23 protein-coding genes and 1 pseudogene are annotated in these 20526 nt (G+C 62.4%); 7 read left to right on the top strand and 17 right to left on the bottom strand.

Annotated features, from left to right (window positions below):
- Nucleotides 1-37: 37 nt before the first annotated feature.
- Nucleotides 38-385, top strand: a complete 348-nt coding sequence (locus FHX03_RS20225; RefSeq protein ID WP_097625851.1) for a CAP-Gly domain protein — start codon at nucleotides 38-40, stop codon at nucleotides 383-385.
- Between the two features lie 49 nt (nucleotides 386-434).
- Here FHX03_RS20225 and FHX03_RS20220 read toward each other — a convergent pair whose 3' ends face one another.
- A complete protein-coding gene (locus FHX03_RS20220) occupies nucleotides 435-1232 on the bottom strand; it encodes a class I SAM-dependent methyltransferase (RefSeq protein ID WP_097625850.1) in 798 nt (265 codons plus the stop codon).
- 250 nt (nucleotides 1233-1482) lie between these two features.
- On the opposite strand from FHX03_RS20220, the gene FHX03_RS20215 reads away from it, so the two are divergent.
- Nucleotides 1483-1878: an Ohr family peroxiredoxin gene (locus tag FHX03_RS20215; protein WP_097625849.1), complete on the top strand. Its 396-nt coding sequence runs from the start codon at nucleotides 1483-1485 to the stop codon at nucleotides 1876-1878.
- A 107-nt stretch (nucleotides 1879-1985) separates the two neighbouring features.
- The gene (locus tag FHX03_RS20210) at nucleotides 1986-3026 is read left to right on the top strand and encodes a DUF3095 family protein (protein ID WP_183855133.1); all 1041 of its coding nucleotides are present in this window, start codon (nucleotides 1986-1988) and stop codon (nucleotides 3024-3026) included.
- 198 nt (nucleotides 3027-3224) lie between these two features.
- Here FHX03_RS20210 and FHX03_RS20205 read toward each other — a convergent pair whose 3' ends face one another.
- The 3 genes from FHX03_RS20205 to FHX03_RS20195 all read right to left on the bottom strand — a co-directional run bounded on the left by FHX03_RS20205 (nucleotide 3225) and on the right by FHX03_RS20195 (nucleotide 5063).
- On the bottom strand, nucleotides 3225-3626 hold the full coding sequence (locus FHX03_RS20205) for an NUDIX hydrolase (RefSeq protein ID WP_097626054.1): 402 nt from the start codon (nucleotides 3624-3626) through the stop codon (nucleotides 3225-3227).
- A gap of 27 nt (nucleotides 3627-3653) precedes the next feature.
- Nucleotides 3654-4145, bottom strand: a complete 492-nt coding sequence (locus FHX03_RS20200) for a MarR family winged helix-turn-helix transcriptional regulator (protein ID WP_097625847.1) — start codon at nucleotides 4143-4145, stop codon at nucleotides 3654-3656.
- A 147-nt stretch (nucleotides 4146-4292) separates the two neighbouring features.
- Entirely contained in the window at nucleotides 4293-5063 is a 771-nt protein-coding gene (locus FHX03_RS20195; protein ID WP_097625846.1) for a siderophore-interacting protein, read from the bottom strand.
- 264 nt (nucleotides 5064-5327) lie between these two features.
- Between FHX03_RS20195 and FHX03_RS20190 the strand changes: the two genes are divergently transcribed.
- The 4 genes and pseudogenes from FHX03_RS20190 (at nucleotide 5328) to FHX03_RS20175 (ending at nucleotide 8352) form a co-directional block, all read left to right on the top strand.
- Nucleotides 5328-5945 (top strand): O-methyltransferase, encoded by a 618-nt coding sequence (locus FHX03_RS20190; protein WP_183855131.1) that lies wholly within the window; start codon nucleotides 5328-5330, stop codon nucleotides 5943-5945.
- 208 nt (nucleotides 5946-6153) lie between these two features.
- Nucleotides 6154-6549 (top strand): Rap1a/Tai family immunity protein, encoded by a 396-nt coding sequence (locus FHX03_RS20185; protein WP_097625844.1) that lies wholly within the window; start codon nucleotides 6154-6156, stop codon nucleotides 6547-6549.
- A gap of 116 nt (nucleotides 6550-6665) precedes the next feature.
- Nucleotides 6666-7625 (top strand): acetylxylan esterase, encoded by a 960-nt coding sequence (locus tag FHX03_RS20180; RefSeq protein ID WP_183855129.1) that lies wholly within the window; start codon nucleotides 6666-6668, stop codon nucleotides 7623-7625.
- Nucleotides 7622-8352: pseudogene (locus FHX03_RS20175) on the top strand (esterase family protein). Before FHX03_RS20180 ends, FHX03_RS20175 begins: the two are co-directional and overlap by 4 nt.
- Nucleotides 8353-8366: 14 nt before the next feature.
- On the opposite strand, the gene FHX03_RS20170 reads toward FHX03_RS20175, so the two are convergent.
- From FHX03_RS20170 to FHX03_RS20110, 13 genes are all read right to left on the bottom strand, one after another.
- Complete coding sequence (locus FHX03_RS20170) at nucleotides 8367-9359, bottom strand: dihydroxyacetone kinase subunit DhaK (RefSeq protein ID WP_183855127.1); 993 nt, start codon at nucleotides 9357-9359, stop codon at nucleotides 8367-8369.
- Nucleotides 9360-9409: 50 nt separating this feature from the next.
- Nucleotides 9410-9820 carry a hypothetical protein gene (locus FHX03_RS20165; RefSeq protein ID WP_097625841.1) on the bottom strand — a complete coding sequence of 137 codons (411 nt, stop codon included), beginning with the start codon at nucleotides 9818-9820 and terminating at the stop codon, nucleotides 9410-9412.
- Nucleotide 9821: 1 nt separating this feature from the next.
- Entirely contained in the window at nucleotides 9822-11429 is a 1608-nt protein-coding gene (locus FHX03_RS20160; protein WP_183855125.1) for a putative PEP-binding protein, read from the bottom strand.
- Nucleotides 11413-11757 (bottom strand): HPr family phosphocarrier protein, encoded by a 345-nt coding sequence (locus FHX03_RS20155; RefSeq protein ID WP_097625839.1) that lies wholly within the window; start codon nucleotides 11755-11757, stop codon nucleotides 11413-11415. Before FHX03_RS20155 ends, FHX03_RS20160 begins: the two co-directional genes overlap by 17 nt.
- Entirely contained in the window at nucleotides 11757-12155 is a 399-nt protein-coding gene (gene dhaM / locus FHX03_RS20150) for a dihydroxyacetone kinase phosphoryl donor subunit DhaM (RefSeq protein ID WP_097625838.1), read from the bottom strand. Before dhaM ends, FHX03_RS20155 begins: the two co-directional genes overlap by 1 nt.
- Entirely contained in the window at nucleotides 12152-12772 is a 621-nt protein-coding gene (gene dhaL / locus FHX03_RS20145) for a dihydroxyacetone kinase subunit DhaL (protein ID WP_097625837.1), read from the bottom strand. The genes dhaM and dhaL overlap by 4 nt, the downstream gene beginning before the upstream one ends.
- A gap of 47 nt (nucleotides 12773-12819) precedes the next feature.
- Nucleotides 12820-14460 carry a dihydroxyacetone kinase subunit DhaK gene (locus tag FHX03_RS20140; RefSeq protein ID WP_097625836.1) on the bottom strand — a complete coding sequence of 547 codons (1641 nt, stop codon included), beginning with the start codon at nucleotides 14458-14460 and terminating at the stop codon, nucleotides 12820-12822.
- Nucleotides 14461-14513: 53 nt separating this feature from the next.
- On the bottom strand, nucleotides 14514-15542 hold the full coding sequence (locus FHX03_RS20135) for an ABC transporter ATP-binding protein (protein ID WP_097625835.1): 1029 nt from the start codon (nucleotides 15540-15542) through the stop codon (nucleotides 14514-14516).
- Nucleotides 15535-16632, bottom strand: a complete 1098-nt coding sequence (locus FHX03_RS20130; protein WP_097625834.1) for an ABC transporter ATP-binding protein — start codon at nucleotides 16630-16632, stop codon at nucleotides 15535-15537. The genes FHX03_RS20135 and FHX03_RS20130 overlap by 8 nt, the downstream gene beginning before the upstream one ends.
- 3 nt (nucleotides 16633-16635) lie before the next feature.
- A complete protein-coding gene (locus FHX03_RS20125; protein ID WP_097625833.1) occupies nucleotides 16636-16848 on the bottom strand; it encodes a hypothetical protein in 213 nt (70 codons plus the stop codon).
- Complete coding sequence (locus FHX03_RS20120; RefSeq protein ID WP_183855123.1) at nucleotides 16845-17798, bottom strand: carbohydrate ABC transporter permease; 954 nt, start codon at nucleotides 17796-17798, stop codon at nucleotides 16845-16847. Before FHX03_RS20120 ends, FHX03_RS20125 begins: the two co-directional genes overlap by 4 nt.
- Nucleotides 17795-18763, bottom strand: coding sequence for a carbohydrate ABC transporter permease (locus tag FHX03_RS20115; protein ID WP_183855121.1), 969 nt, complete (start codon nucleotides 18761-18763; stop codon nucleotides 17795-17797). The genes FHX03_RS20120 and FHX03_RS20115 overlap by 4 nt, the downstream gene beginning before the upstream one ends.
- Before the next feature lie 119 nt (nucleotides 18764-18882).
- Nucleotides 18883-20208 carry an ABC transporter substrate-binding protein gene (locus FHX03_RS20110; protein WP_097625830.1) on the bottom strand — a complete coding sequence of 442 codons (1326 nt, stop codon included), beginning with the start codon at nucleotides 20206-20208 and terminating at the stop codon, nucleotides 18883-18885.
- Nucleotides 20209-20526: the final 318 nt, after the last annotated feature.

The following is a 20526-nucleotide window of genomic DNA, read 5'->3' as shown; positions in this document are numbered from 1 at the left end:
AGATTGCCGGGCGGATTGCCGTTTGAGAGTTAGATCCATGAGCTACGATTTCCATGTCGGCCAGAAGGTCGTGTGCATCAATGATACCTTCAAACACGTCAGCATCGACCAGCTCATCCGCAAAGGCGAGATCTATACGATCCGCTGGGTGGGGGAATATACCCATTATGTCGACGGCACATTCATCGGGGTGAAGCTCGCGGAAATCCATCGCGGCAATGACGACGGGCCGGAAGGTTACGGCGCGGCCGACATGCCTTATCGCGCGACGCGCTTCCGGCCGCTGGTGAAGGACAAGATCGCATCACTGCGCAAGCTGCTCGCCCCGACGCCCGATGCACCGGCGGAGCCAGAGGAAAAGGTCAGGAATAAAGAGAAGGCCTGAGGGCCGCTCCTGTACCGGCCTGTCGCCATCTTGAAAGGTGGTGATCCGATCAGACTGGCTTCCTGCTGAGGAACAGGCCGGTCTCCCTGCTGACATCGAGTGCGCCGCTGCCTTGCCTGAAGGCATCGGCGATCGCTTGGCGGAAGCGGGTGAGTTGAGGCTCGCCGGCGCCTTCGCCGGGCGGATAGGAGGTGAGGGCCAGGAAGACATCTTCGGGCTCGGTAATCCGCATGCTTGCCGGATACTGCAACATGGCGACGTTTCCGAATTGCGTCCGCATCATTTGCTCGGCTGCGTCATATCCAAAGGCTACGGCGGCCGGATCGGTCGGCGCGCTGCCGAAGACGGTCGTCAGGCGATAGATCTCGCGCATATTGCCGATGCCGTTGGTGGTGACCGCGAGAAAGCCGCCCGGTTTCAAGACCCTTGCCATCTCCGCGATGCCGGCGGCCGGGTCGGGCAGGTGATAGAGCATATGCATGGCGATCACCAGATCGAAGGCGCCGTCTTCGAAGGGAAGTGCGGCGGCATCGGCCCGGCAGCCTCGAACGGAGCTGAAGGGCAGCGCGCTGCAGCGCGCCACTGCCTCATCGACCATGCCTGACGAAAGGTCGGTCAGCGTCACAAGTAGATCCTCCGGCAGCAGACTTGCCGTTGCCGCCCAGAACCATGCCGGCCCGCAGCCGACGTCGAGTACGCGATCTCCAGGTTTCAGGGGCAACTGCCCGGCAACCCACGGAAACCAGCCGGTTTTGGCGATGGTATATTCGGTATGGAGTCTGGCGCGGGCGGCGAGCTTGCGGCTGTCGCCATACTGCACGGCATTGCCTTCGGCTATGGAGGACATCTCAATTCTCCGTCTTCCTCGTCAAGTCCCGGGGCCTTAAGGCAGAGCCTATAGAGGGCTTCGTTCCCGGACAAGACGCGACTATGCGCCGCTTGGGCCTGCCTGCACGGCAGGCTCAAGCCCTATGGGGGGATAATAAATCGCATCCGATTAAATCGGAATAATGTTGACATCAAAATCGGCTCGGCGTATTAGAGCGCATCCGATTAAATCGGATGCGCTAAAAATATCAAACCGGAAGGATACGACAATGACTGAGAAGCTTCTTTTCGCCGGCAGGACCCATATCGCCGGCGGCCGCAACGGCTATGCACGCAGCAGCGACGGCACGCTCGACATCAAGCTGCCGCAGCCGCATCCGGCGGCCGAAAACCTGTTCGGCGCCGCCTGGTCGGCCTGCTATATTGGCGCCATCGAACTCGCCGCCGCGCAGCGGAAGATCACCTTGCCAGCCGGTCCCGAGGTCGATGCAGAGATCACGCTCAACGGCGATAACGGCTCGTACTTCCTGCGCGCACGGCTCAATGTCAGCCTGGCAGACATCGATCGCGGGATCGCGCAGGAGTTGATCGAGGCGGCCCACGGCATCTGCCCTTATTCCAAGGCGGTCCACGGCAATATCGACGTCGAAACCAGGCTCGTCTGAACGGGAAGGGCCGGCCTCGCGCCGTCACCTTCAAGCGGGGGTCTGCCGATTCGCGGCAGACCCGTTTCTGAGCCAGCAGTCCAACCTGCCGATCCGGAGGATGCGCCATGATCAACAGCCAGGCCGAGCCGCACCAAGCCTATGACGAGTTTTCGCTTGTGCTCGATCCCGGTGTCTACGAGCCGTTGCCTGACGATTGGCTGATCGGCATCACCGACGTCGTCAGCTCGACGGCGGCAATCCGATCGGGGCGCTATGAAGACGTCAACTATGCCGGCGCATCGATCATCGCCGCTCTCGGCAATGCCTGGGGTTCGTTCGATTTTCCCTTTGTGTTTCGCGGAGATGGGGCAGCCTTCGCCTTGCCGGAAAACGGCATCATGGCCGCGACATCGGCCTTACGTGATGTCGCGGGCTTTGCCAAAGCCGAGCTTCATCTCGACCTGCGTGTCGGGCTTGTCACCGTCGGCGAAATCCGCGCGAACGGGCGCGACGTCAGGATCGCGCGCTATGCCGCTTCCGAGAGTGCGACCTATGCGATGTTTGCCGGAGGCGGGCTCAAATGGGCGGAACAGCAGATCAAGAAGGGACGCTTTCTGGTCAAGCCCGGCCGTTATGCGATGAAGCCTGACCTGACGGGCTTGAGCTGCGACTGGGCACCGTTCCCGAGCCAGCGCGGCGAGATACTATCGTTGTTGGTCGAGCCGCGCGACCAGACGCGCCCGGAAGTCTTTGCGGCGCTGGCGAAATGCGTACTCGCGGTTTTCGACGCCGCGCCGCGCCGGTCTCATCCGCTGTCCGGAGGGACGGGTATGGCAAGAGAAAAGCAGGTCAGCGCGAAACGCTGGTCGGACGTTGCCTCCAATTCGGATTTCCGCAAGTTCGACGACGGCCTGCGCCTGACGCTGGACTGCGCACCGGAGCAGATCGACAGTGTCGAAGCCATGCTCATTGCGGCCCGGGCACGCGGCGAGATTGATTTCGGTCTGCACCGCCAGTCTCACGCGCTGATGACCTGCCTCGTGCCATCGGGCCGGCCGGATTCGCATCTGCATTTCCTCGATGGAATGGGCGGCGGTTACGCGAAAGCGGCCGAGATGATGGAGGAGGGCGCACTTGCGGAGGTGGCGCGGTCGTGCCCGTTGTAGGCTGGGGTTCGCACTACTTGTCCTCCTTCATTCCTGTGCTTGTCATAGGAATCCAGTGCGCCCAAGTCCTTGGGCGCGGGAGAATATTAAAGGTAAAAAGGAGTCGTTCACCGCGCGGACGCGCGGTGGCTGGATTCCTGTGACGAGCACAGGAATAAGGAGGGTGGGAATGCACTCTCCTTCATCGTGTCTTGCGGGTCACTCCCGCCTGAGCAGCTTTAGGAGCATTTCACCAAGCTGAGGCGGCGCCAGTTCCGCTTCGCATTCTATCTCCGCGGCGGTAAACCATCTGAGTGCCGTGTGTTCATCGCCGATAAGTCGCGGAGAGCCCTGCCATCGGTCGACGTGATAGACATGGAAGATGGCGGATGCCCCAGGCGGGCTTTCCGAAACGAACTTTCCGGCAAACAGCCAGCGCTGCGGCGTCACGCCGATTTCTTCCAGCAATTCGCGGCGCAGTGCGGTCTCGGCATCTTCGCCGTCTTCGACGTGACCGCCCGGCAGGCTCCACCGATCCGGGTGCGTCCTGCGCTCCGAACTTCGCCTGGCGAGAAGAACGCTGCCATTCCCGATCAATGCGCCGATCGCGATCTCGGGCATGTCACCGAATGTCGACATGTGTCGCGATCATGGTTTTTGCGCCCGCGCCCGCAGCAGGTTGTCGCGCAGCCGCGTCACCGATTTCTGCACGATGGGGAAATCGTCGCCGAGGCCGACGGCGTCGATCAGGACAGAGCCGGGATCGGTGTCGAGAAGATCGCGCCCCGCCGGCGTCAGGCTGACACGCACTTGGCGTTCGTCGGCGGGGTCGCGATGACGGGTGATAAAGCCCGAGGACTCCAGCTTCTTGAGAATGGGCGTCAGCGTGTTGGATTCGAGGAACAGTTTTTCCCCCAGCATACTCACCGTCTGATCGTCATCCTCCGAGAGGGCCACCATGGCGATATATTGGGTATAGGTCAGGCCCAGTGCGTCCAGGACCGGCTTGTAGGCGCGGCCGAAGGCGAGATTGGCCGAATAGACCGCGAAGCACAGGAAAGTCGAAAGCTTACGGCGGTCCGCACCTGGGGCGGGGGGTGCAGGCATCTCGGGCTTTTTCGCGGTTTTGGTGGTGGGCATAGGAATCCTATCGACGCTCTGGTTGCTTACGAATACATATATATCGCATCCGATTAAATCGCAATGTGTATCCGGCTGCTTTTCTGACAGTGTATCCGGCCGTCGCTCCGGCTTCCGGAGCGGCGGCCAGCGTCGGCGTCCTACGGGTTAACTGAACTTCTCCGTCGTATCGGCCTTGCCGAATACCCAATAGCCGGATGCCTTGATCCAGCTCAGCGGGTAGCCCCGTTCCAGCAGATGGGCGCGGATCTCGCGTGTCACCGAGGCTTCCGCCGCGACCCAGACGAAGGTTTCCGGCTTGATGTCGATCATGCTCAACAGTTTAAGCAGTGCCGCGGCATCGGTTGCCTCGGAGAGAGGCCGGTGCGCCCAATGGATATCAAGGTCCGCTCGGGTCTCGAAGCTCTGCTCTTCCAGCGGGCCGGTGACGGCGGCGATCGCGGTGATGGCAGTTTCGGCCGCACTCTCCTCGATCCGGCGGCCGATCGCCGGCAGCGCGGTCTCGTCGCCGATCAGCAACCATCGCGTCACCGCCTTCGAAACCACGGCGGAGCCCCTTGGCCCGCCGATCTCGAGCCGGTCGCCTGGGCGTGCGCCGATCGCCCATTGCGTGACCGGACCTCCCTCGTGCAAGGCGAAGTCAATGGTCAATCTGCGCGCGGCATTGTCATAGCGGCGCGGCGTGTAATCCCGGCGCTCTTCTCCGCCATCGGCGGCGGGAACAAAGATCTTGATGTGGTCGTCGGGCGCAAGGCTGGTGAAATCGGCGAGATCGTCGCCGCTCAATGCGATGCGGCGCATGCCGGGGGTGATGTCGATGACGCTTTCGACCGTTAGGGTGCGCCGCCGTGTGTCGTGGCGCACCCGCTCGATGCCGGGGGCCGGTGAAGTCTGCTCTTTGAATTGATTGTTATCCATGTGTCCTCATGAGCTTTTGAAACTCGATCCGCAGGACACAGTCGCGCAGATCGAAGCCGCAAAGCCGTTCGATCATACGCGTTGAGTGACGTTAACGCTTACGTGGCTGGGTGACCCGGCCATTGACGGGTTTGATGTAGCGGAGCGCGGCGGCATGTGCAACCGCAGCGAGGCCGCAAAACCCGATGATTGCCGAACTTTAACTTTTCGCAGCCCGTTCGGTCGGGCAATGTCGGCCAACAATCGAGACAGAAGGGCGGGCCGATGGACAACAGGATCGAGGAAGTGCTCGATATCTATCACAGCATGATCGACACGGAGCGCAACAGCCCGCGCGAGCTGCCTCCCGGCGGCCGCGACGGAGGGCAGGACCAGCGGCTGCGCGCGGTCGGGCCGGAGACCGGGCAGTTCATCAACATCCTCGCCAGGAGCCTCAGGGCGCCGACCATTCTCGAACTTGGCACCTCCTTCGGCTATTCGGGGATATGGCTGGCGGAAGCCGCCCGCGCTTCAGGCGGCCGGCTGATCACCATGGAAATGCACGATTACAAGTCGGCCTATGCGCGCGATATGGCCGTCAAGGCGGGCCTTGCCGACCATGTCGAGTTCAAAGTCGGCGACGCCGTCCAGATGATCGACGCGCTTTCTGAGGGCATCGACTTCGTGCTCGTGGATCTCTGGAAGGATCTCTACCTTCCCTGCCTCGAGGCCTTCTATCTCAAGCTCAATTCGGGCGCGATCATCGTCGCCGACAATATGATCCGGCCCGGGGGCGAGGATGTAAGGCGCTACGGCGAAGCCATCCGCGCCAGGCCGGGAATCTCAAGCGTGCTGCTGCCGGTTGGCAGCGGACTTGAGGTCAGCCGTTTCGACCGCGGTTGACGGCGGGCGATCACGAGAATCCGGTGCGTCCAACTCCTTAGGCGAGGGCGTATCGTGGGATTGCACCGCGTTTTGTCGACCTCGTAACCGCACACATATTGCCGCTCATTGCTACTTTTGAATGCGGCACAAAAGATGACACGTTTGAAGCTCATTTCCGACATTTTCCCGATCGAAGCTCCGCGCCATTGAGACTTGGGGAGATGTGATGTCGGGCATTCTTATCGCCACCCTGTTGGCAACGGTTTCAGCAAAGATTCCCGCCGGATTATCTGGCGGTGACGTTCTCTATTCTGATTGCAGCGGGTCCCGGCAGTTTGTCGTCGGGTATGTTGCCGGCTGGTTGGACAAATGGAATAGTGACGAGTATCTCGCCCGTCGCATTTTTACCGAGGCCGCTCCCACACCCAGCAGGATGGTGAACTCGGCGCATTTTGCAATCGCCGTTGGAGTTAACGTCTGCATTCCAACCGGGGCCACGGCGGAAGCGATCGGCAATGCGCTATGCACGTTCCTCGAAGAAAATCCCGGCATACGCGAGGCGACGGGCGACGAGCTGATGATGACCTTGGCTCACTATAAATACCACTGCCCGATCCCTTAGGGGAATTCACATCGGCTTATTGGCCTGCGGGCGCATGAGCGCTGCTGGTGAGAGCGGGTGGGCAAGTGCCGCCACATCGTCTTGCGCGCCGGGCGCTTTCACGCGACAAAGTCCGGATGAGCATTCCCATAACCCATCCCTTCTCCTTCGATCCGACCTACGGCATGCGGCTCGAGGAACTCCTTGCGGTCGAGCCGCCGGAGGAGCCTGATGGTTTCGACGCATTCTGGAAGGCACGCTATCAAAAGGCGCTGACGGTCGATCCGCAGCCGGTTCTTTCCCGGAGCCAGCTCACCCATCCCGATTGGCACGTGCTCGACCTCGTCTATCTCTCTACGAATGCGTTCCGGATCGGCGGCTGGCTGCTCCTGCCGCGCGGCGGGCAGGTGCGGCGCGGTCTCGTCGTCGGCCATGGTTACGGCGGGCGCGACCGGCCGGATTTCGACCTGCCGGTCGAGGAAACGGCGCTGATCTTTCCCTGCTGCCGCGGGCTGTCGCTCAGCGCCCATCCGCCGATTTCGCAGAATCCTTCCTGGCACGTGCTGCACGAAATCGACAAGAAGGACTCCTATATCATCGGCGGCTGCGTCGAGGATATCTGGCTTGCCGTCTCGACGCTCGCAGCTCTCTATCCCTGGCTCTCGGGGCATATCGGTTATAGCGGCATCAGCTTCGGCGGCGGTATCGGAGCGATGGCGATCGCTTATGATCCGCGCATCGACCGCGGGCATCTCGCACTTCCAAGCTTCGGGCACCAGCCGCTGCGCCTCGAACTGCCGAGCGTCGGCAGTGCGCAAGGAGTGCAGGAATATCAGGCGGAACATGGAAACGTGCTGGAGACGCTGCGCTTCTTCGATGCGGCGACAGCCGCGCGGCGGATCAGGGTGCCGATGCTGACGGCGGTGGCGCTTTTCGATCCTTCGGTCGCGCCGCCCTGCCAGTTCGCTGTCGCCAATTCGATACCGAAATTTAATGAAATCTTCATCCTGGACGCCGGGCATTTCGACTACCCTGGAAGTGCTGAGCAAGAAGCGGTGCTCCGCGACGAGATCGGACAGTTCTTCAGGGTGCCATGAACCGCGAATATCTGCGCTGGTACAGTCAGCGTCTGCATCGAGACATGGAGATGCTGGTGCTCGGCCATGCCGGCGCAAAGGTGCTGGTCTTTCCGACGCGGGAAGGGCGCTTTTTCGAATATGAACAGCTCGGTCTGGTCGCAAGCCTTGCAGACAAGCTGCAGGCCGGTCATCTCCAGCTTTATTGCATCGAGGGACTGGCAACCGAGAGCCTTTACGGCTTCCACCGCCATCCGGCCGATCGCATCCGCCGGCATGCCGCTTTGGAGGATTATATCCTCAACGAGGTGCTGCCGCTGATGGCGGCGAAGAACCCGCATGACTGGACCATCGTGCAGCACGGATGCAGCCTCGGCGCCTTCCAGGCGGCAAGCCTCGTCTTCCGCCACCCGCATCTCTTCCGGAAGCTCGTCGCCTTTTCCGGGCGCTACGATCTGACGATGAAGGTGGAATCCTTCGGCGACCTGTTTGATGGCTATTACGACGTCGGCGTCTATTTCCACACGCCGATGCATTTCCTGCCCGGTCTCGGCGGCGACTGGCGGCTCGACAGGCTGCGCGACGCGACATCGTTCTCACCATCGGCGATGCTGATCCTTTTCTCGACAACAACCGGCATTTCAGTCGGCTGCTCGCGGACAAGAATGTCGGCCATCAGCTGCATGTGTGGGATGGTCGCGCCCACCGTGCCGGCGCATGGCGGAAGATGGCAGCGCTTTACCTCTGACGCCTGGGGAACTTTTACGGCCAATTTAGAGCTGCGGTCGCCACCGGGGCATCCCACAGCGCGATCTCCTCGTTGGTCAGGAGGGCGAGGGTGATGGACAGGCCCTGCATGTCGAGCGAAGTGACATAGGTTCCCACAAGCGAGCGCTCGATCGAGATGCCTCTTTCCTCGATAAAGCGGCGGGCGCCGTTGTAGGCCAGGTAGAGTTCGGCCGGCGGCGTGCCGCCGAGGCCATTGACGAAGAGCAGTGCCCTTGCGTGAGGCGCTGCCGCGATGTCGCCGGCGATGGTCTCGCAGAGATGGCCGATGATGGCGTCGGAGGCTGCGAAGGGCTGCCTGGCATGGCCGGGCTCGCCATGGATGCCGACGCCCATTTCCATCTCGCCAGGCCCGAGCGCAAACGTCGTGCGCTCGGTCTGCGGCACCGTCACGCCGTTCAGCGCCACACCCATCGAGCGGATGCGGGTGTTCAACCCCTCGCCAAGCTGCTTCAACTCGGCCAGCGGCATGCCGCGCTCGGCCGCTGCACCCAAGAGCTTTTCGACGATCAGTGTTCCGGCGACGCCGCGTCGGCCTCTGCCTTCGCCGATCCGCGACGTTTCGATGTCGTCGCTGACGACGACCATGTCGATGTTGTGGCGGTCGCCGGCCATCTCGATCGCCATTTCGAAATTCATCAGATCGCCGTCATAGTTCTTGACCACGAGCAGGCAGCCGGCGCCGGTATCGGCCTCTTCGATGGCGGCGATGATCTGGCTCGGTGTCGGAGAGGTGAAGATATGGCCGACGCACGCGGCATCCAGCATGCCTTGGCCGACGAAGCCGATATGCATCGGCTCATGGCCGGCGCCGCCGCCTGATATGAGAGCCACCTTGCCAGGGGTGAGATGGCGGCGGCGGATGCATCTGCGCTCAGACCCGAACACCACGAAGGCCTCATGGGCGCGCACGAAGCCTTCGACGCTTTCGGCGACCATGGATTCCGCAGTGTTCATGAACTTCTTCATCAAGCCCCTCCCAAGGCCAAAGGCATTACGTTACGTCAACCTGCTCACCACTACTCACTCGCCCCTGAAATCGCGACGATCTTCTGCACCAGATCGGAGATCGCCTCTTCCAGCAGCCGATTCTTCCTGTCGTCACCGAAGTCGGGCACCATTAGCGACAGGTGTCGCAATTTCTCGGAATGGCCGAGATCCGGCAACTTGCCGGGATGGGCGGCCTGATAGGCTTCGAGAAAGCGCTCCTCTTCGGCAGCGCTAAAATGGCAGACGCGGACGATGGTCGCGAGATGGCGCGCCGGCAGCGGCGTTGCATAGGTCGGGCTGGTGATCTGGGTGACGAAGCTGCGATGTTTTCCAAGCGCCGTCGCCAGGCGCTGACGCGTGCCCGATGGCCTGTTGTCGATGATCTGCGCCAGAATGGACTTGTAGGCGATAATGGCGTCTTCGGTGTCTTCGCGCGCCATCCTATTCTCCGGCTGCCTTTGTGCCATCGGCGTTGAGGCCGATGATCGCCGATCTTATCGCGGGACGCCGGGCCGGCGCCACGGAAAAATGCCGAAGGCCGGCGGCGAGCAGCCCTGGCAGATAGCTGGGATTGCCGGCCATGTCGCCGCAGATACTGGTGGGCTTGCCGGCGGCAAGCTTCACAGCCTGAGCAATCAGCCGGAGCACGGCGGGTGCGGTCTTGCCGGCATCGGCATCGATGTCGTCGCGCGTGGAGGCGGCAAGATACTGCGTGAGATCGTTGGTTCCGAACGAGAAGAACGCCGCCGCGCCGAACGTGTCGAGCATCAATGCGGCTGATGGCACCTCCACCATCATGCCGATCGGCGGCATCCGGTGGGGAAGCGAACGGCGGCCAAGCTTTTCGGCTTCCTCGCGGAATAGCTCGCGCATCCTGTCGACCTCATCAGGGTAGGTCACCATCGGCAGCATCACCGACAGCCTGCCGAAGACGGCGGCGCGCAGTAGGGCGCGGGCCTGGACGCGGGCAATTTCCGGCTGGGCAAGCAGCAGCCGGACACCACGCAGACCCGAGGCGGCGAGAGCCGGCAGGTCTTCCAGGCCGGCGAGCGGCTTGTCGCCGCCGATATCGAGCATGCGGATCGTTACCGGCTTTTCGCCCGCCTGCTCCAGCACGCGGCGATAGATTGCCAGCTGTCGTTCCTCGTTGGCGGCATCGGCGACCGAGGCAACTGAAAACTCCGAGCGCATCAGGCCGACGCCTGCCGTTGCCGGATCGAGCGCGCCGATCTCGGCAGGATCGTTGATGTTGATGGAGAGCAGGATCGGGACGCCATCCGCCGTGCGTAGCTCGCCGCTTGCTGTTTGCATGTCGGTGGCAGGAGTTCGTGCGGGCGCCGGCAAGGGGATCAGCATGCCGCCGGCCTTCAGGACGACCGTGCCGGCATCGCCATCCACGCGAACGGGATCTCCATCTGCTGCCGAAAAGCGGCCCGTGCCGACCACCATCGGCACTGATTTCGCCCTGGCAAGCAGGGCGACGTGGCCGGCGGTGCTGCCTGCAAACAGCGCGATGCCGCCGCCTTTCGACCAGTCATGGGCGAGAAAGCGGCTCGGCTCCATATCCTTCCCAACGAAGACCGAGCCGGGCGGGAAATCGGCGATCGGGGTGCCGGCGAGCGCCCCGAGCACGCGGTTCTTGATGTCGAGAATATCGACGGCGCGTGCCCGCATTTGTTCTTCGTCGGCCGCTTCGAGTTCACCGATATAGGCGTCGAGGGTGGCGACCCAGGCGAAGACGACATTCTCGTCGGCCTCCATGCGCGCGCCCGTCGCTTCCGCGATCGTCGGATCGCGCAGCACCTCGATCTGGAAATCGATGATATCCCGGCTTTCGGCATCGGCTCCATCGGCAAGGTGCTCGAGTTCGCCGATCGAGATGTCGATCGCCTTCTCCAGCGCGCTGTATCCACCGACGGCTCGGGATGCAGGGGCGGCGTCCGGCCGCTCGGCAGCGGAAGGAGCCCTCGGCTCCTCCGCGAGAAAGGCCGGGCCGGATGCGATGCCCGGGGATGCGCTCTTCGCTTTCAGTCTAAGCGGTTCGGCCATGCTTCTTTTCCTCATCGAAGTTGCGCTCGATGAGTTCCTTCAGCGCGCGGATCGCCTCTTCGGCGAGAATGCCGTCGGCGCGGATCCTCAGGATCGAACCTTTACGGATTCTCGCGCCCATGATCTTGATGATGCTCTTGCCGTTCAGCCAGATATCGCTGCCGTTGACGGCGACCTCGATCGAACAGGGGAAGGACTTGGCAAGCCGCGTGAAGGTGACGGAGGGGCGGGCGTGCAGCCCGACACCGTGCTTGACTTCCACCTCCGTCTGGCAATTCACGTGCAATGGATCGGGCTCCTGTTTTTCACTACGCAATCCTGGTGTCATCAGGGGGACAGTTCCTCGGCTGTGGCGACGACCTTGGCCAGCGACGCGCCCCCCGACGCCTCGGCAGCAGCGATGACGGCGCCTTCGACGAGCGGCGCGTTGCATATGGAGACGAGGGCCGAGCGGGGAAGGCCTAGCATTTCGATCGCCATCTCGCTGTTGGTTTCGGCGCCGCCGAGGTCGACGAAGACGGCGACGCCGGCCTCGGACCAGGCGGCCTCGATGGCTCTCAGGATGCCGCCGGCATCGGTCCCGAGATCGCCATGGACATTGCCGCCGGACCAAGAGAGCGGCACGCTGTCGCCCACCATCTGCCTGACCATGTCGGCGATACCCCTTGCCACCAGCGGCGAGTGGGAGACGATCACGATACCCACATTTGCGGTCTTTCCATTCATTGCGGACGATGCTCCCCGAGATAGCGGCAGATTGCCGTGGTCAGCAGCGCGCAGCTCGACGCGCCGGGATCGACATGGCCGATCGAGCGGTCACCGAGATAGGCGGCGCGCCCGCGCATCGCCTTCATCGCGGCGGTTCTGTTGGCCGAGCGTTCGGCCTTGCGGGCGACGTCACCGAGTGGAGACCTCTTCGCTAACGCGGCATGCACGGGATAGAGCACGTCGAGCAGGGTCTTGTCGCCGGCATGCGCCCGACCGCGTCTCGCGACGGCGTCGATAGCCTGCTTCAGCACCAGCGAAAAATCGGCCGTCTCGTCGCTTTTGCGAAGCTCGCGACCGATCTCCATCAGCAGCGTGCCGTAGAGCGGCCCGGCCGCTCCGCCGACATTCATCACCAGCGTCAGGCCGATCTTTTCCATGGCGTCGGGGAAGGGCAGGCTGGACAGGCTTTCGCCTTCGGCGCTGACTGCCTCGCAGCCGCGCCGCATATTGGTTCCGTGATCGCCATCGCCGATGGCGCGATCGAGCGCGCAGAGGTGATCGCTGTTTGCCGCGATCGTCGCGCGGCACACCTCGATCAATCCTGCCACAAGCACCGGTTCCGCCTGCACTGTCATCCTCCCTGTCGCCGCATCTCCCGTGCGGCTCTCAAACTTTACTCAGGTCAGGCGAGGCTGGCCACCACCCCGAACGCGCCGGCAACCGCGACGGCGCCGGGATCGGCGACGCCCGCCAGATCTCTTTCGCCGATATAGGAGGCGCGCCCGGCTCTCGCCTTCGTCATCGTCTTCGTCGACTCGGCGCCTGATGCCGCAGCCTTTGCCGCCGCAGCGACATCGCCCGACGCGAGCGCCTGCAGGGCGGGCGACAGCGCATCGACCATCGTCCGGTCGCCGACTCCGGCGCCCCCATAGAACGTCATCCTGTCGAGCCCTGCAAGGAGAGCGGCGGCGAATTCGGCCTTGTCAGCCATCGCCTTTGCCGCCGCGGTGAAGAAGATCGATAGCAGCACGCCGCTCGACCCGCCCATGCTGGTGCCGAGGATATCGCCGAGCGAGGCGAGCGTTGCCGCCGGACGATCTAGCGGCAGCGTGTCGAGGCGGGCAAGCACGCTGCGGGCGCCCGCCGACACTGTCGAGCCGGTATCGCCGTCGCCGACGCGGCCGTCCAACCTGTTGAGTTCGCTTTCCTGCGAGATCAGATGCTCGCAGAGCGCCGTGATCAAGCGACGGTTGCGCGTGTTTTCCCCGGCTGCGGCCGCGCCATTCATGCCGGCCGGCGTTCTCGGTGCGGCGATGATGTTGATCTCGTGGCGTTCGACGGCAGGCATCCAGGCATGCGGTTCCACTGCCGCCGTCAGCGCCGCCTCGCGAACGTCATCCAGCCGGATCAGCGACAGCGAGAAGCCGTTCATATTGAGCGCGGTCATCATCGGCGCCGGCCCGATGATCAGTCGGACGTGACGGCCAAGCCGCGAGGACAGCACGGCATTTGCGATGACCGCCATTTCGAGCGGCGGCACGGCGCCGAGATTGTTGACGAGGAGGGCGTGGCTTACCCCTTCGCGCAACGTCGGCGACAGGCGCGCCACCATGGTGGCGACGATATCGGCGACCGGCTGCAGCGTGATGCGCTCGATGCCAGGTTCGCCGTGGATGCCGAGGCCGAGTTCGCCCTCGTCGGCTCCGAGACGGTCCTCATGCGCCTGGCCGGGCACGCTGCAAGTGGAGAGCGACATGCCAAGCGAAATGATGTCGCCTGCGGCACTAGCGGCATAGGTTGCGACCGTCTTCAGGTCCTCGCCCCTTTCGGCGTGATAGCCTGCGATCTTGTGGACGAATAGCGTGCCGGCCACGCCGCGCGGCTGGTTGATGCCGGGGATAGCGATGTCGTCGGCGACGATGACCATCTCGACATCGAAGCCTTCGGCGCGCGCCTTTTCGGCGGCGAGGCCGAAATTCAGGCGGTCGCCGGTATAGTTTTTGACGATCAGCAGGGCGCCCTTTTCGCCGGCGACGGCGCGGATCGCCGTCAGCACGGCATCGACACTCGGCGAGGCGAAGATTTCGCCGGAGACGGCAGCCGTTAGCATGCCCTTACCGACGAAGCCGGCATGGGAGGGCTCATGACCGGCGCCGCCGCCTGATATGATCGCCACCTTCGACTTGTCCCAGTCGGCGCGCAGGATCACCTTGATGTCGGGATAGCTGTCGAGGCGGGCAAGACGGCCAGCACCGCTCGTCAGAAGCAGACCGTCCAAGGATTCGGTGACGATGTTTTCCCTGCGGTTGAAGAAATGTTTCATCGATTGACACCCGTCTGTTTGTTTTTCATGCCATCACCACGTCTGTTTGCCGGTCAGGAAAGGCGCTGTCCACTCGCGTCGAAATAAAGCGGATCGCGCAGCGTCAGGCTGATCCGGTCGCCCGGTGCGATCGCCAGATATGGATCTGCAAGTGTGACGAGCTTGTGATCCCGCGCAGGCTGTTTGGGATCGGCAACCCTGATGTGCAGGTGGTTCTGGTCGCCGAGATGCTCGATCCAGTCGATCTCGGCATTGGCATCCTTGCCGACGATTATGTCGAGATGTTCGGTGCGGGCGCCGACTGTCTTCGTGCCGGCCGGCGGCCGGCCGCCCGGCAGGAGGTCCGCCGGCAGAAGGTTGATGTGCGGCTGGCCGAGGCGGGCGGCGACGTGCAGATTGGCGGGATTGCCATAGATCTCGCGCGGTGTTCCGACTTGCATCAGCCGGCCCTCGGCGACGATGCCGATCCGGTCGGCCATGGTCATGGCTTCCACCTGGTCATGGGTGACATAGAGCAGCGTCGAGCCGAGTTCCTTCTGGATGCGCTTCAGTTCCAGGCGCAGTTCGGCGCGCAGCTTCGCATCGAGCGAGGACAAGGGTTCATCCATCAGATAGATCGCCGGCCGGCGCACCAATGCCCGTCCGATCGCGACACGCTGCATCTCGCCGCCGGAAAGCCTGGTCGAGCGGTTCTCCAGCTTGTGGTCGATCCTGACCATGCGGGCGACCTCGCGGACGCGCCGGTCGATCTCCACCGCACTCAGCTTGCGGACCGGCGCCTTCAGCGGGAAGGCGAGGTTCTCGTAAACCGTCATGTGCGGATAGAGCGAATATTGCTGGAAGACGAAGGCAACGTCACGCTCGGCGGGTGCTTCCGCGGCGACATCGCGGCCGCCGATCTCGATGCGGCCGCTATCCGGCCTTTCCAGGCCGGCGATCAGCCGTAGCGTCGTGGTCTTGCCGGCGCCTGTAGGACCGAGCAGCACGACGAATTCGCCGTCGCGGATCGACAGATCGAGATCCGATAGAGCCTGGGTGTCGCCGAAGCGCTTGTTAAGTTTTCTGAGGACGACATCAGCCATGCCGGGTCTCCTGATAGAGCTGGGACGGCACCGCGCGGCCCGACGTGCAATCGAAGAGCGCGAGTTTCAACGGGTTGAATTCGAGGCCGACTGTCTCGCCGATCCGGAAGCTGCGATTGGCGGGAACGCGGGCCTTGATCAGGCCGCCCTGGGTTTCCACGGCCACGACCTGGTTGGTGCCGAGATATTCGCTGCCGTAGATGGCGCCGCGGAGCGCCGAGGCGTCGCTGAATCGGATATGCTCCGGCCGCACGCCGAGCGCGAGCTCGCTTTGGGCCATGTCCTGATGGATCTCCGGAACGGCGACATCGACGCCGTCGAGCAGGATGGAGCGGTCACCGCTCTTCAGTCCCGAGGTGAAGCGCATGAAGTTCATCGGCGGTGAGCCGATGAAATCGGCGACATACATGGTCGCGGGCTTGGCGTAGATTTCCTGCGGCGTGCCGAACTGCTCGATGATGCCATGGTTCATGACGGCAATCTTGTCGGCCATCGCCATCGCCTCGTGCTGGTCGTGAGTGACGTAGACGGTCGTGGCATGGATGCGGTTGTGCAGTTCGCGTAGCTCGTGGACCATGATTTCGCGGAACTCGGCGTCGAGCGTGCCGAGCGGCTCGTCCATCAGGAAGCATTTCGGGCGCCGGACGATGGCGCGGCCGAGCGCCACGCGCTGCCGGTCGCCGCCGGCGAGACCCGAGACCGAGCGGTTGAGAATATGGTCGATCTGCAGCAGGCGAGCGGTCTCTTCGACGCGCTGGCGGATTTCGGCCTTGGGCATGCCCTGCGACAGCAAGGGGAAGCCGATATTCTTGCGCACGTTCATATGCGGGTAGAGTGCGAAGAGCTGGAAGACGAAGGCGATGTCACGGGCGCTGGCGCGGTTGAACGTAACATCCTCGCCGTCGAGATAGATCTTGCCACTGCTCGGCAGCTCGAGGCCGGCGATCATGCGAAGCGTCGTCGTTTTGCCGCAGCCTGATGGACCGAGCAGCGCCAGGAATTCACCGTCATGAACGGTGAAGCTCGAATCCTGCACGGCGACGAAACTGCCGAACTCCTTGCGGAGATTTTCGATCCGGATATCCGCCATGATTTACTCCGGGAATTTCGAGACGATGATGAACATGACGGTGCCCGCAAGGAGGGTGACCAGCGAATAGGTGTAAAGCACCAGCAGGAAGGGCTGGAACAGCATCAGGAAGCCGAGCCCGATCAGAACGGTTGCGATGCTCTCCATCGGGCCGCGGCGCAGGAAGAATGGTCGTTTCGAGCGGGCAGGGGTGCGTGTTTCGATCAGGTGGGTCATTTGCGGACGGCTCCGAAGGTGATGCCGCGCAGCAGCTGCTTGCGCAATAAAATGGTGAAGACGAGGATCGGGATCAGGAAGATCGTCGTGCCGGCGGCGACGGCCGGCCAGTCCTGCCCGCCTTCGCCGATTATCGTCGGGATGAAAGGCGGTGCGGTCTGGGCCTCGCCCGAGGTCAGCAGGGCGGCGAAGGCATATTCGTTCCAGGCAAAGATCAGGCAGAAGATCGCGGTCGCGGCGATGCCGGTGGTTGCCTGCGGCAGCACGACCTTGCGGAAGGCCTGCAGCCTCGTATAGCCGTCGATCATCGCCGCTTCCTCGTATTCGCGCGGGATCTCGTCGATAAAACCCTTGAGCAGCCAGACGGCGAGCGAGACGTTGACGGCGGTATAGAGCAGGATCATGCCCACGGCCGTGTCCGACAAGCCGAGTTCGCGATACATCAGGTAGATCGGGATGGCGACGGCAATCGGCGGCATCATGCGCGTCGACAGAATGAAGAACAACAGGTCGTCGGCAAGCGGGACCTTGAAGCGCGAGAAACCATAGGCGGCAAGCGTTCCGAGTAAGACCGCCAGGAAGGTGGAGCCGAAGGCGATCACCAGCGAATTGATGAAGCGCGGCAGGAAATTCGACGGACCTGCGATCACCATGTTGCGCTTGCGGGTCACCTCATCACAGGTGCCGACCGGCGCCGGCAGCGAGGCGATATAGTCGGGCGTCTGCCGCGTACGCGTGGTGAACAGGTTGCAATAACCTTCGAGCGATGGCGTGAAGACGATCTTCGGCGGATAGCTGATCGAATCCGGCGGAGACTTGATGCTGGTCAGGAAGATCCAGACGAGCGGAATGAGGGTGATCAGCGCATAGAGGACGACAATCGTGCCGGCGATGCACTTGCTGGAACGGCTCGGTGCGACGACCGAATGGGCTGAGTTGGCGGCGCTCATCGTTGCTTCACCCTATTCAATGCCTTGACATAGATGTTGGCGAGCCCGAACACCGCGACGAAGAGGACGATGGCGAAGGCCGAGGCCCGGCCGGTCGCCCAGCTTTCGAAGGCAGCGCGCTTCAGCGTGATCGAGGCGACTTCGGTGACCGAGCCCGGCCCGCCACCGGTGAGCAGCGTCACCATGTCGAACATCTTGAAATTCTCGATGCCGCGGAAGAGCACGGCGAGCATGATGAAGGGCAGCGCCATCGGCACGGTGATCGACCAGAACTGGCGCCACGGCGAGGCGCGGTCGACCTCGGCCGCCTCGTAGATATAGTCGGGAATCGAGCGCAGGCCGGCGAGGCAGATCAGCATCACATAAGGCGTCCACATCCACGTATCGACGATGATGATCGCCCAGGGCGCCAGAGTGACATTGCCAAGCATCTGGATATCGGAGGTCGGAATGCCTGATACCAGCGAGACGGCATAGGCGAAGAGACCGATTTGCGGCTCGTAGAGAAAGCGCCAGAAATTGCCGACGACGGCGGGCGACAGCATCATCGGGATCAGGATGATCGTTGTCCAGAAGGCATGGCCGCGGAACTTGCGGTCGATCAGATAGGCAAGGCTGAAGCCGATCACCGTTTGCAGGAGGATGGTCCAGAAGACGAAATGCGCGGTGGTCTGCATCGCCTGCCAGATATCGGGGTCGTTCAGCACGCGCTGGTAATTTCCAAAGCCAACACCCTGGACCGGCGCATTCGGCCGGTTGGCGCGGTAATTGGTGAAGGAGAGATAGATTGCCCAGATCAGCGGGAAGATGTTGATCGCCAGCAGTAGGATGATGGCAGGCGCGATGAACAGCCAGGCGATCGCCCTGTCGGAGAGGCCGCGGACGCGCCGGGCGACCGAGACCGGCGTTGCCCTTGCTGTCGCATCGACTGCATTCTCGACGATGGAGGAATGGGAAATGGTCAATTTTTCACCCGGTCTATTGGGATATGGAAGATCTGGCGGCCCGGCTCGTCTGCCGATCCGGGCCGCCACCCTGGTGAGGATGGCGCGCAGAGGGGTGCCGCCTGTTCCTTCGTCCGGCACTAGATCTTGCCGTCGTCCTTAAAGACGTCGCTCCAGTCCTTCACCAAGCCGTCGAGCGCTTCCTTGGCGGTGCCGTTGCCGGCAACCACGTAGTTATGGACGCGCTTCTGCATAGCTTGCAGCAGCGAGGCGTAGCTCGGCTCGGCCCAGAAGTCCTTGACGATCGCCATCGAGTCCAGGAAGGCCTGGGCATAGGGCTGGCTCTTGGCAAAATCCGGCGCATTGACCACGGAGTTCAGGCAGGAGAACCCGCCGAGCTCCCACCATTTGGCTTGCACATCGGGCTGTGCGAACCACTTGATGTATTGCAGGGCGGCGTCGCGTTTGTCGGAGTAAGAGACCACCGAGATTCCCTGGCCGCCAAGCTGGGCGAAATGCGCCTTTTCAGCAGGATTGGGGAAGAAGCCGATCCTGTCGCCGCCGACCTTCTCGTCCTTGTAGAGGCCGGGCCAGGTGAAGGCGAAGTTCATCTGCATGGCGACTTGGCCGGATTTGAAGGCGTCGGCGGATTCGACCATGTAGACGTTGGAGCTGCCGGGCGGTGTGCAGCAATCATAGAGCGACTTGTAGAATTCGAGACCCTTGACCGCGTCGGCCGAGTTTACAAAGCCCTCCATGTCATAAGGCTTCTTCGGGTTCTCGTACTGGAAGCCCCAGTCGTAAAGGACGTTGGTCACGCCCATGGTGATGCCTTCGGAGCCGCGCTCGGTATAGATCGAGGCGCCGTAGACGGTCTTGCCGTCGATCTCACGCTTCTGGAAGAACTCGGCGATCTGCTTCAGTTCGTCGTAGGTCTTCGGAGCTGCGAGATCGCGACCGTATTTCGCTTTGAATTCCTTCTGCAGTTCCGGCTTCTCGAACCAGTCCTTGCGGTAGGTCCAGCCGACGACATCGCCCATGGCAGGCAGTGCCCAGTAGTTCGGCGTGTTCTTCGGCCATTCCGAATAGCCGACGACCGTCGCCGGCACGAAGTCATCCATCTTGATGCCTTCCTTGTCGAAGAAGTCGTTGAGCTTGACGTAGTGGCCGTTCTCGGCCGAGCCGCCAATCCACTGGCTGTCGCCGATGATGAGGTCGCAGAGCTTGCCATGGGAATTCAGCTCGTTGAGGAAGCGGTCGGCATAACTCGTCCAGGGAACGAATTCGAACTTCATCTGCGTGCCAGTCTTGGCGGTGAAGTCCTTCGACAGCTCGACCAGCGCATTTGCGGGGTCCCAGGCGGCCCAGCACAGCGTCAGTTCCTCAGCTTTGGCGAGATTGGGCAATGCCGACGACATGACGAGTGCCGCAGCCAGCCCCAAAAGGGCTTTCGATGTTTTCTGCATAAGTTCCTCCCAGAACCAATGCCGGCTCCCCGCCGGCGTCGCATGTTCACCCATTTTAGAGAATGCTCACATGAACTCCTCAATCATCATGTTTAGCAATATGTTTAGTGATAGCAGTTTATATAAACATTGCAAGCGCCAATCGTTGCTGCACCCAACAGGTCGCTCGCCAAGTGGGTAACGACTTCGCGGACTAATCTCGGCGCTTCCCCGAATTTGGTTTGCGAGAGTACCGATACGGAGAAATCTGACCTCGATGCGAGATGGGCCGCAGGATATGGACCTCGGTGCCGTTCCTGTTTTCCCGGGAGCGGTTCA

Origin of the sequence: Rhizobium sp. BK456 (assembly GCF_014194045.1) — a bacterium.
GTDB lineage: Bacteria > Pseudomonadota > Alphaproteobacteria > Rhizobiales > Rhizobiaceae > Rhizobium > Rhizobium redzepovicii.
Note: the sequence above shows the minus strand (reverse complement) of the source record. Positions and strands in the feature narration are given on the sequence as shown.

Excerpts from the sequence above, each read along its gene's own strand:
- FHX03_RS20225 (WP_097625851.1), top strand. The coding sequence starts at position 38 with ATGAGCTACGATTTCCATGTCGGCCAGAAGGTCGTGTGCATCAATGAT.
- FHX03_RS20220 (WP_097625850.1), bottom strand. The coding sequence starts at position 1,232 with ATGTCCTCCATAGCCGAAGGCAATGCCGTGCAGTATGGCGACAGCCGC.
- FHX03_RS20215 (WP_097625849.1), top strand. The coding sequence starts at position 1,483 with ATGACTGAGAAGCTTCTTTTCGCCGGCAGGACCCATATCGCCGGCGGC.
- FHX03_RS20210 (WP_183855133.1), top strand. The coding sequence starts at position 1,986 with ATGATCAACAGCCAGGCCGAGCCGCACCAAGCCTATGACGAGTTTTCG.
- FHX03_RS20205 (WP_097626054.1), bottom strand. The coding sequence starts at position 3,626 with ATGCCCGAGATCGCGATCGGCGCATTGATCGGGAATGGCAGCGTTCTT.
- FHX03_RS20200 (WP_097625847.1), bottom strand. The coding sequence starts at position 4,145 with ATGCCCACCACCAAAACCGCGAAAAAGCCCGAGATGCCTGCACCCCCC.
- FHX03_RS20195 (WP_097625846.1), bottom strand. The coding sequence starts at position 5,063 with ATGGATAACAATCAATTCAAAGAGCAGACTTCACCGGCCCCCGGCATC.
- FHX03_RS20190 (WP_183855131.1), top strand. The coding sequence starts at position 5,328 with ATGGACAACAGGATCGAGGAAGTGCTCGATATCTATCACAGCATGATC.
- FHX03_RS20185 (WP_097625844.1), top strand. The coding sequence starts at position 6,154 with ATGTCGGGCATTCTTATCGCCACCCTGTTGGCAACGGTTTCAGCAAAG.
- FHX03_RS20180 (WP_183855129.1), top strand. The coding sequence starts at position 6,666 with ATGAGCATTCCCATAACCCATCCCTTCTCCTTCGATCCGACCTACGGC.
- FHX03_RS20170 (WP_183855127.1), bottom strand. The coding sequence starts at position 9,359 with ATGAAGAAGTTCATGAACACTGCGGAATCCATGGTCGCCGAAAGCGTC.
- FHX03_RS20165 (WP_097625841.1), bottom strand. The coding sequence starts at position 9,820 with ATGGCGCGCGAAGACACCGAAGACGCCATTATCGCCTACAAGTCCATT.
- FHX03_RS20160 (WP_183855125.1), bottom strand. The coding sequence starts at position 11,429 with ATGGCCGAACCGCTTAGACTGAAAGCGAAGAGCGCATCCCCGGGCATC.
- FHX03_RS20155 (WP_097625839.1), bottom strand. The coding sequence starts at position 11,757 with ATGACACCAGGATTGCGTAGTGAAAAACAGGAGCCCGATCCATTGCAC.
- dhaM (WP_097625838.1), bottom strand. The coding sequence starts at position 12,155 with ATGAATGGAAAGACCGCAAATGTGGGTATCGTGATCGTCTCCCACTCG.
- dhaL (WP_097625837.1), bottom strand. The coding sequence starts at position 12,772 with ATGACAGTGCAGGCGGAACCGGTGCTTGTGGCAGGATTGATCGAGGTG.
- FHX03_RS20140 (WP_097625836.1), bottom strand. The coding sequence starts at position 14,460 with ATGAAACATTTCTTCAACCGCAGGGAAAACATCGTCACCGAATCCTTG.
- FHX03_RS20135 (WP_097625835.1), bottom strand. The coding sequence starts at position 15,542 with ATGGCTGATGTCGTCCTCAGAAAACTTAACAAGCGCTTCGGCGACACC.
- FHX03_RS20130 (WP_097625834.1), bottom strand. The coding sequence starts at position 16,632 with ATGGCGGATATCCGGATCGAAAATCTCCGCAAGGAGTTCGGCAGTTTC.
- FHX03_RS20125 (WP_097625833.1), bottom strand. The coding sequence starts at position 16,848 with ATGACCCACCTGATCGAAACACGCACCCCTGCCCGCTCGAAACGACCA.
- FHX03_RS20120 (WP_183855123.1), bottom strand. The coding sequence starts at position 17,798 with ATGAGCGCCGCCAACTCAGCCCATTCGGTCGTCGCACCGAGCCGTTCC.
- FHX03_RS20110 (WP_097625830.1), bottom strand. The coding sequence starts at position 20,208 with ATGCAGAAAACATCGAAAGCCCTTTTGGGGCTGGCTGCGGCACTCGTC.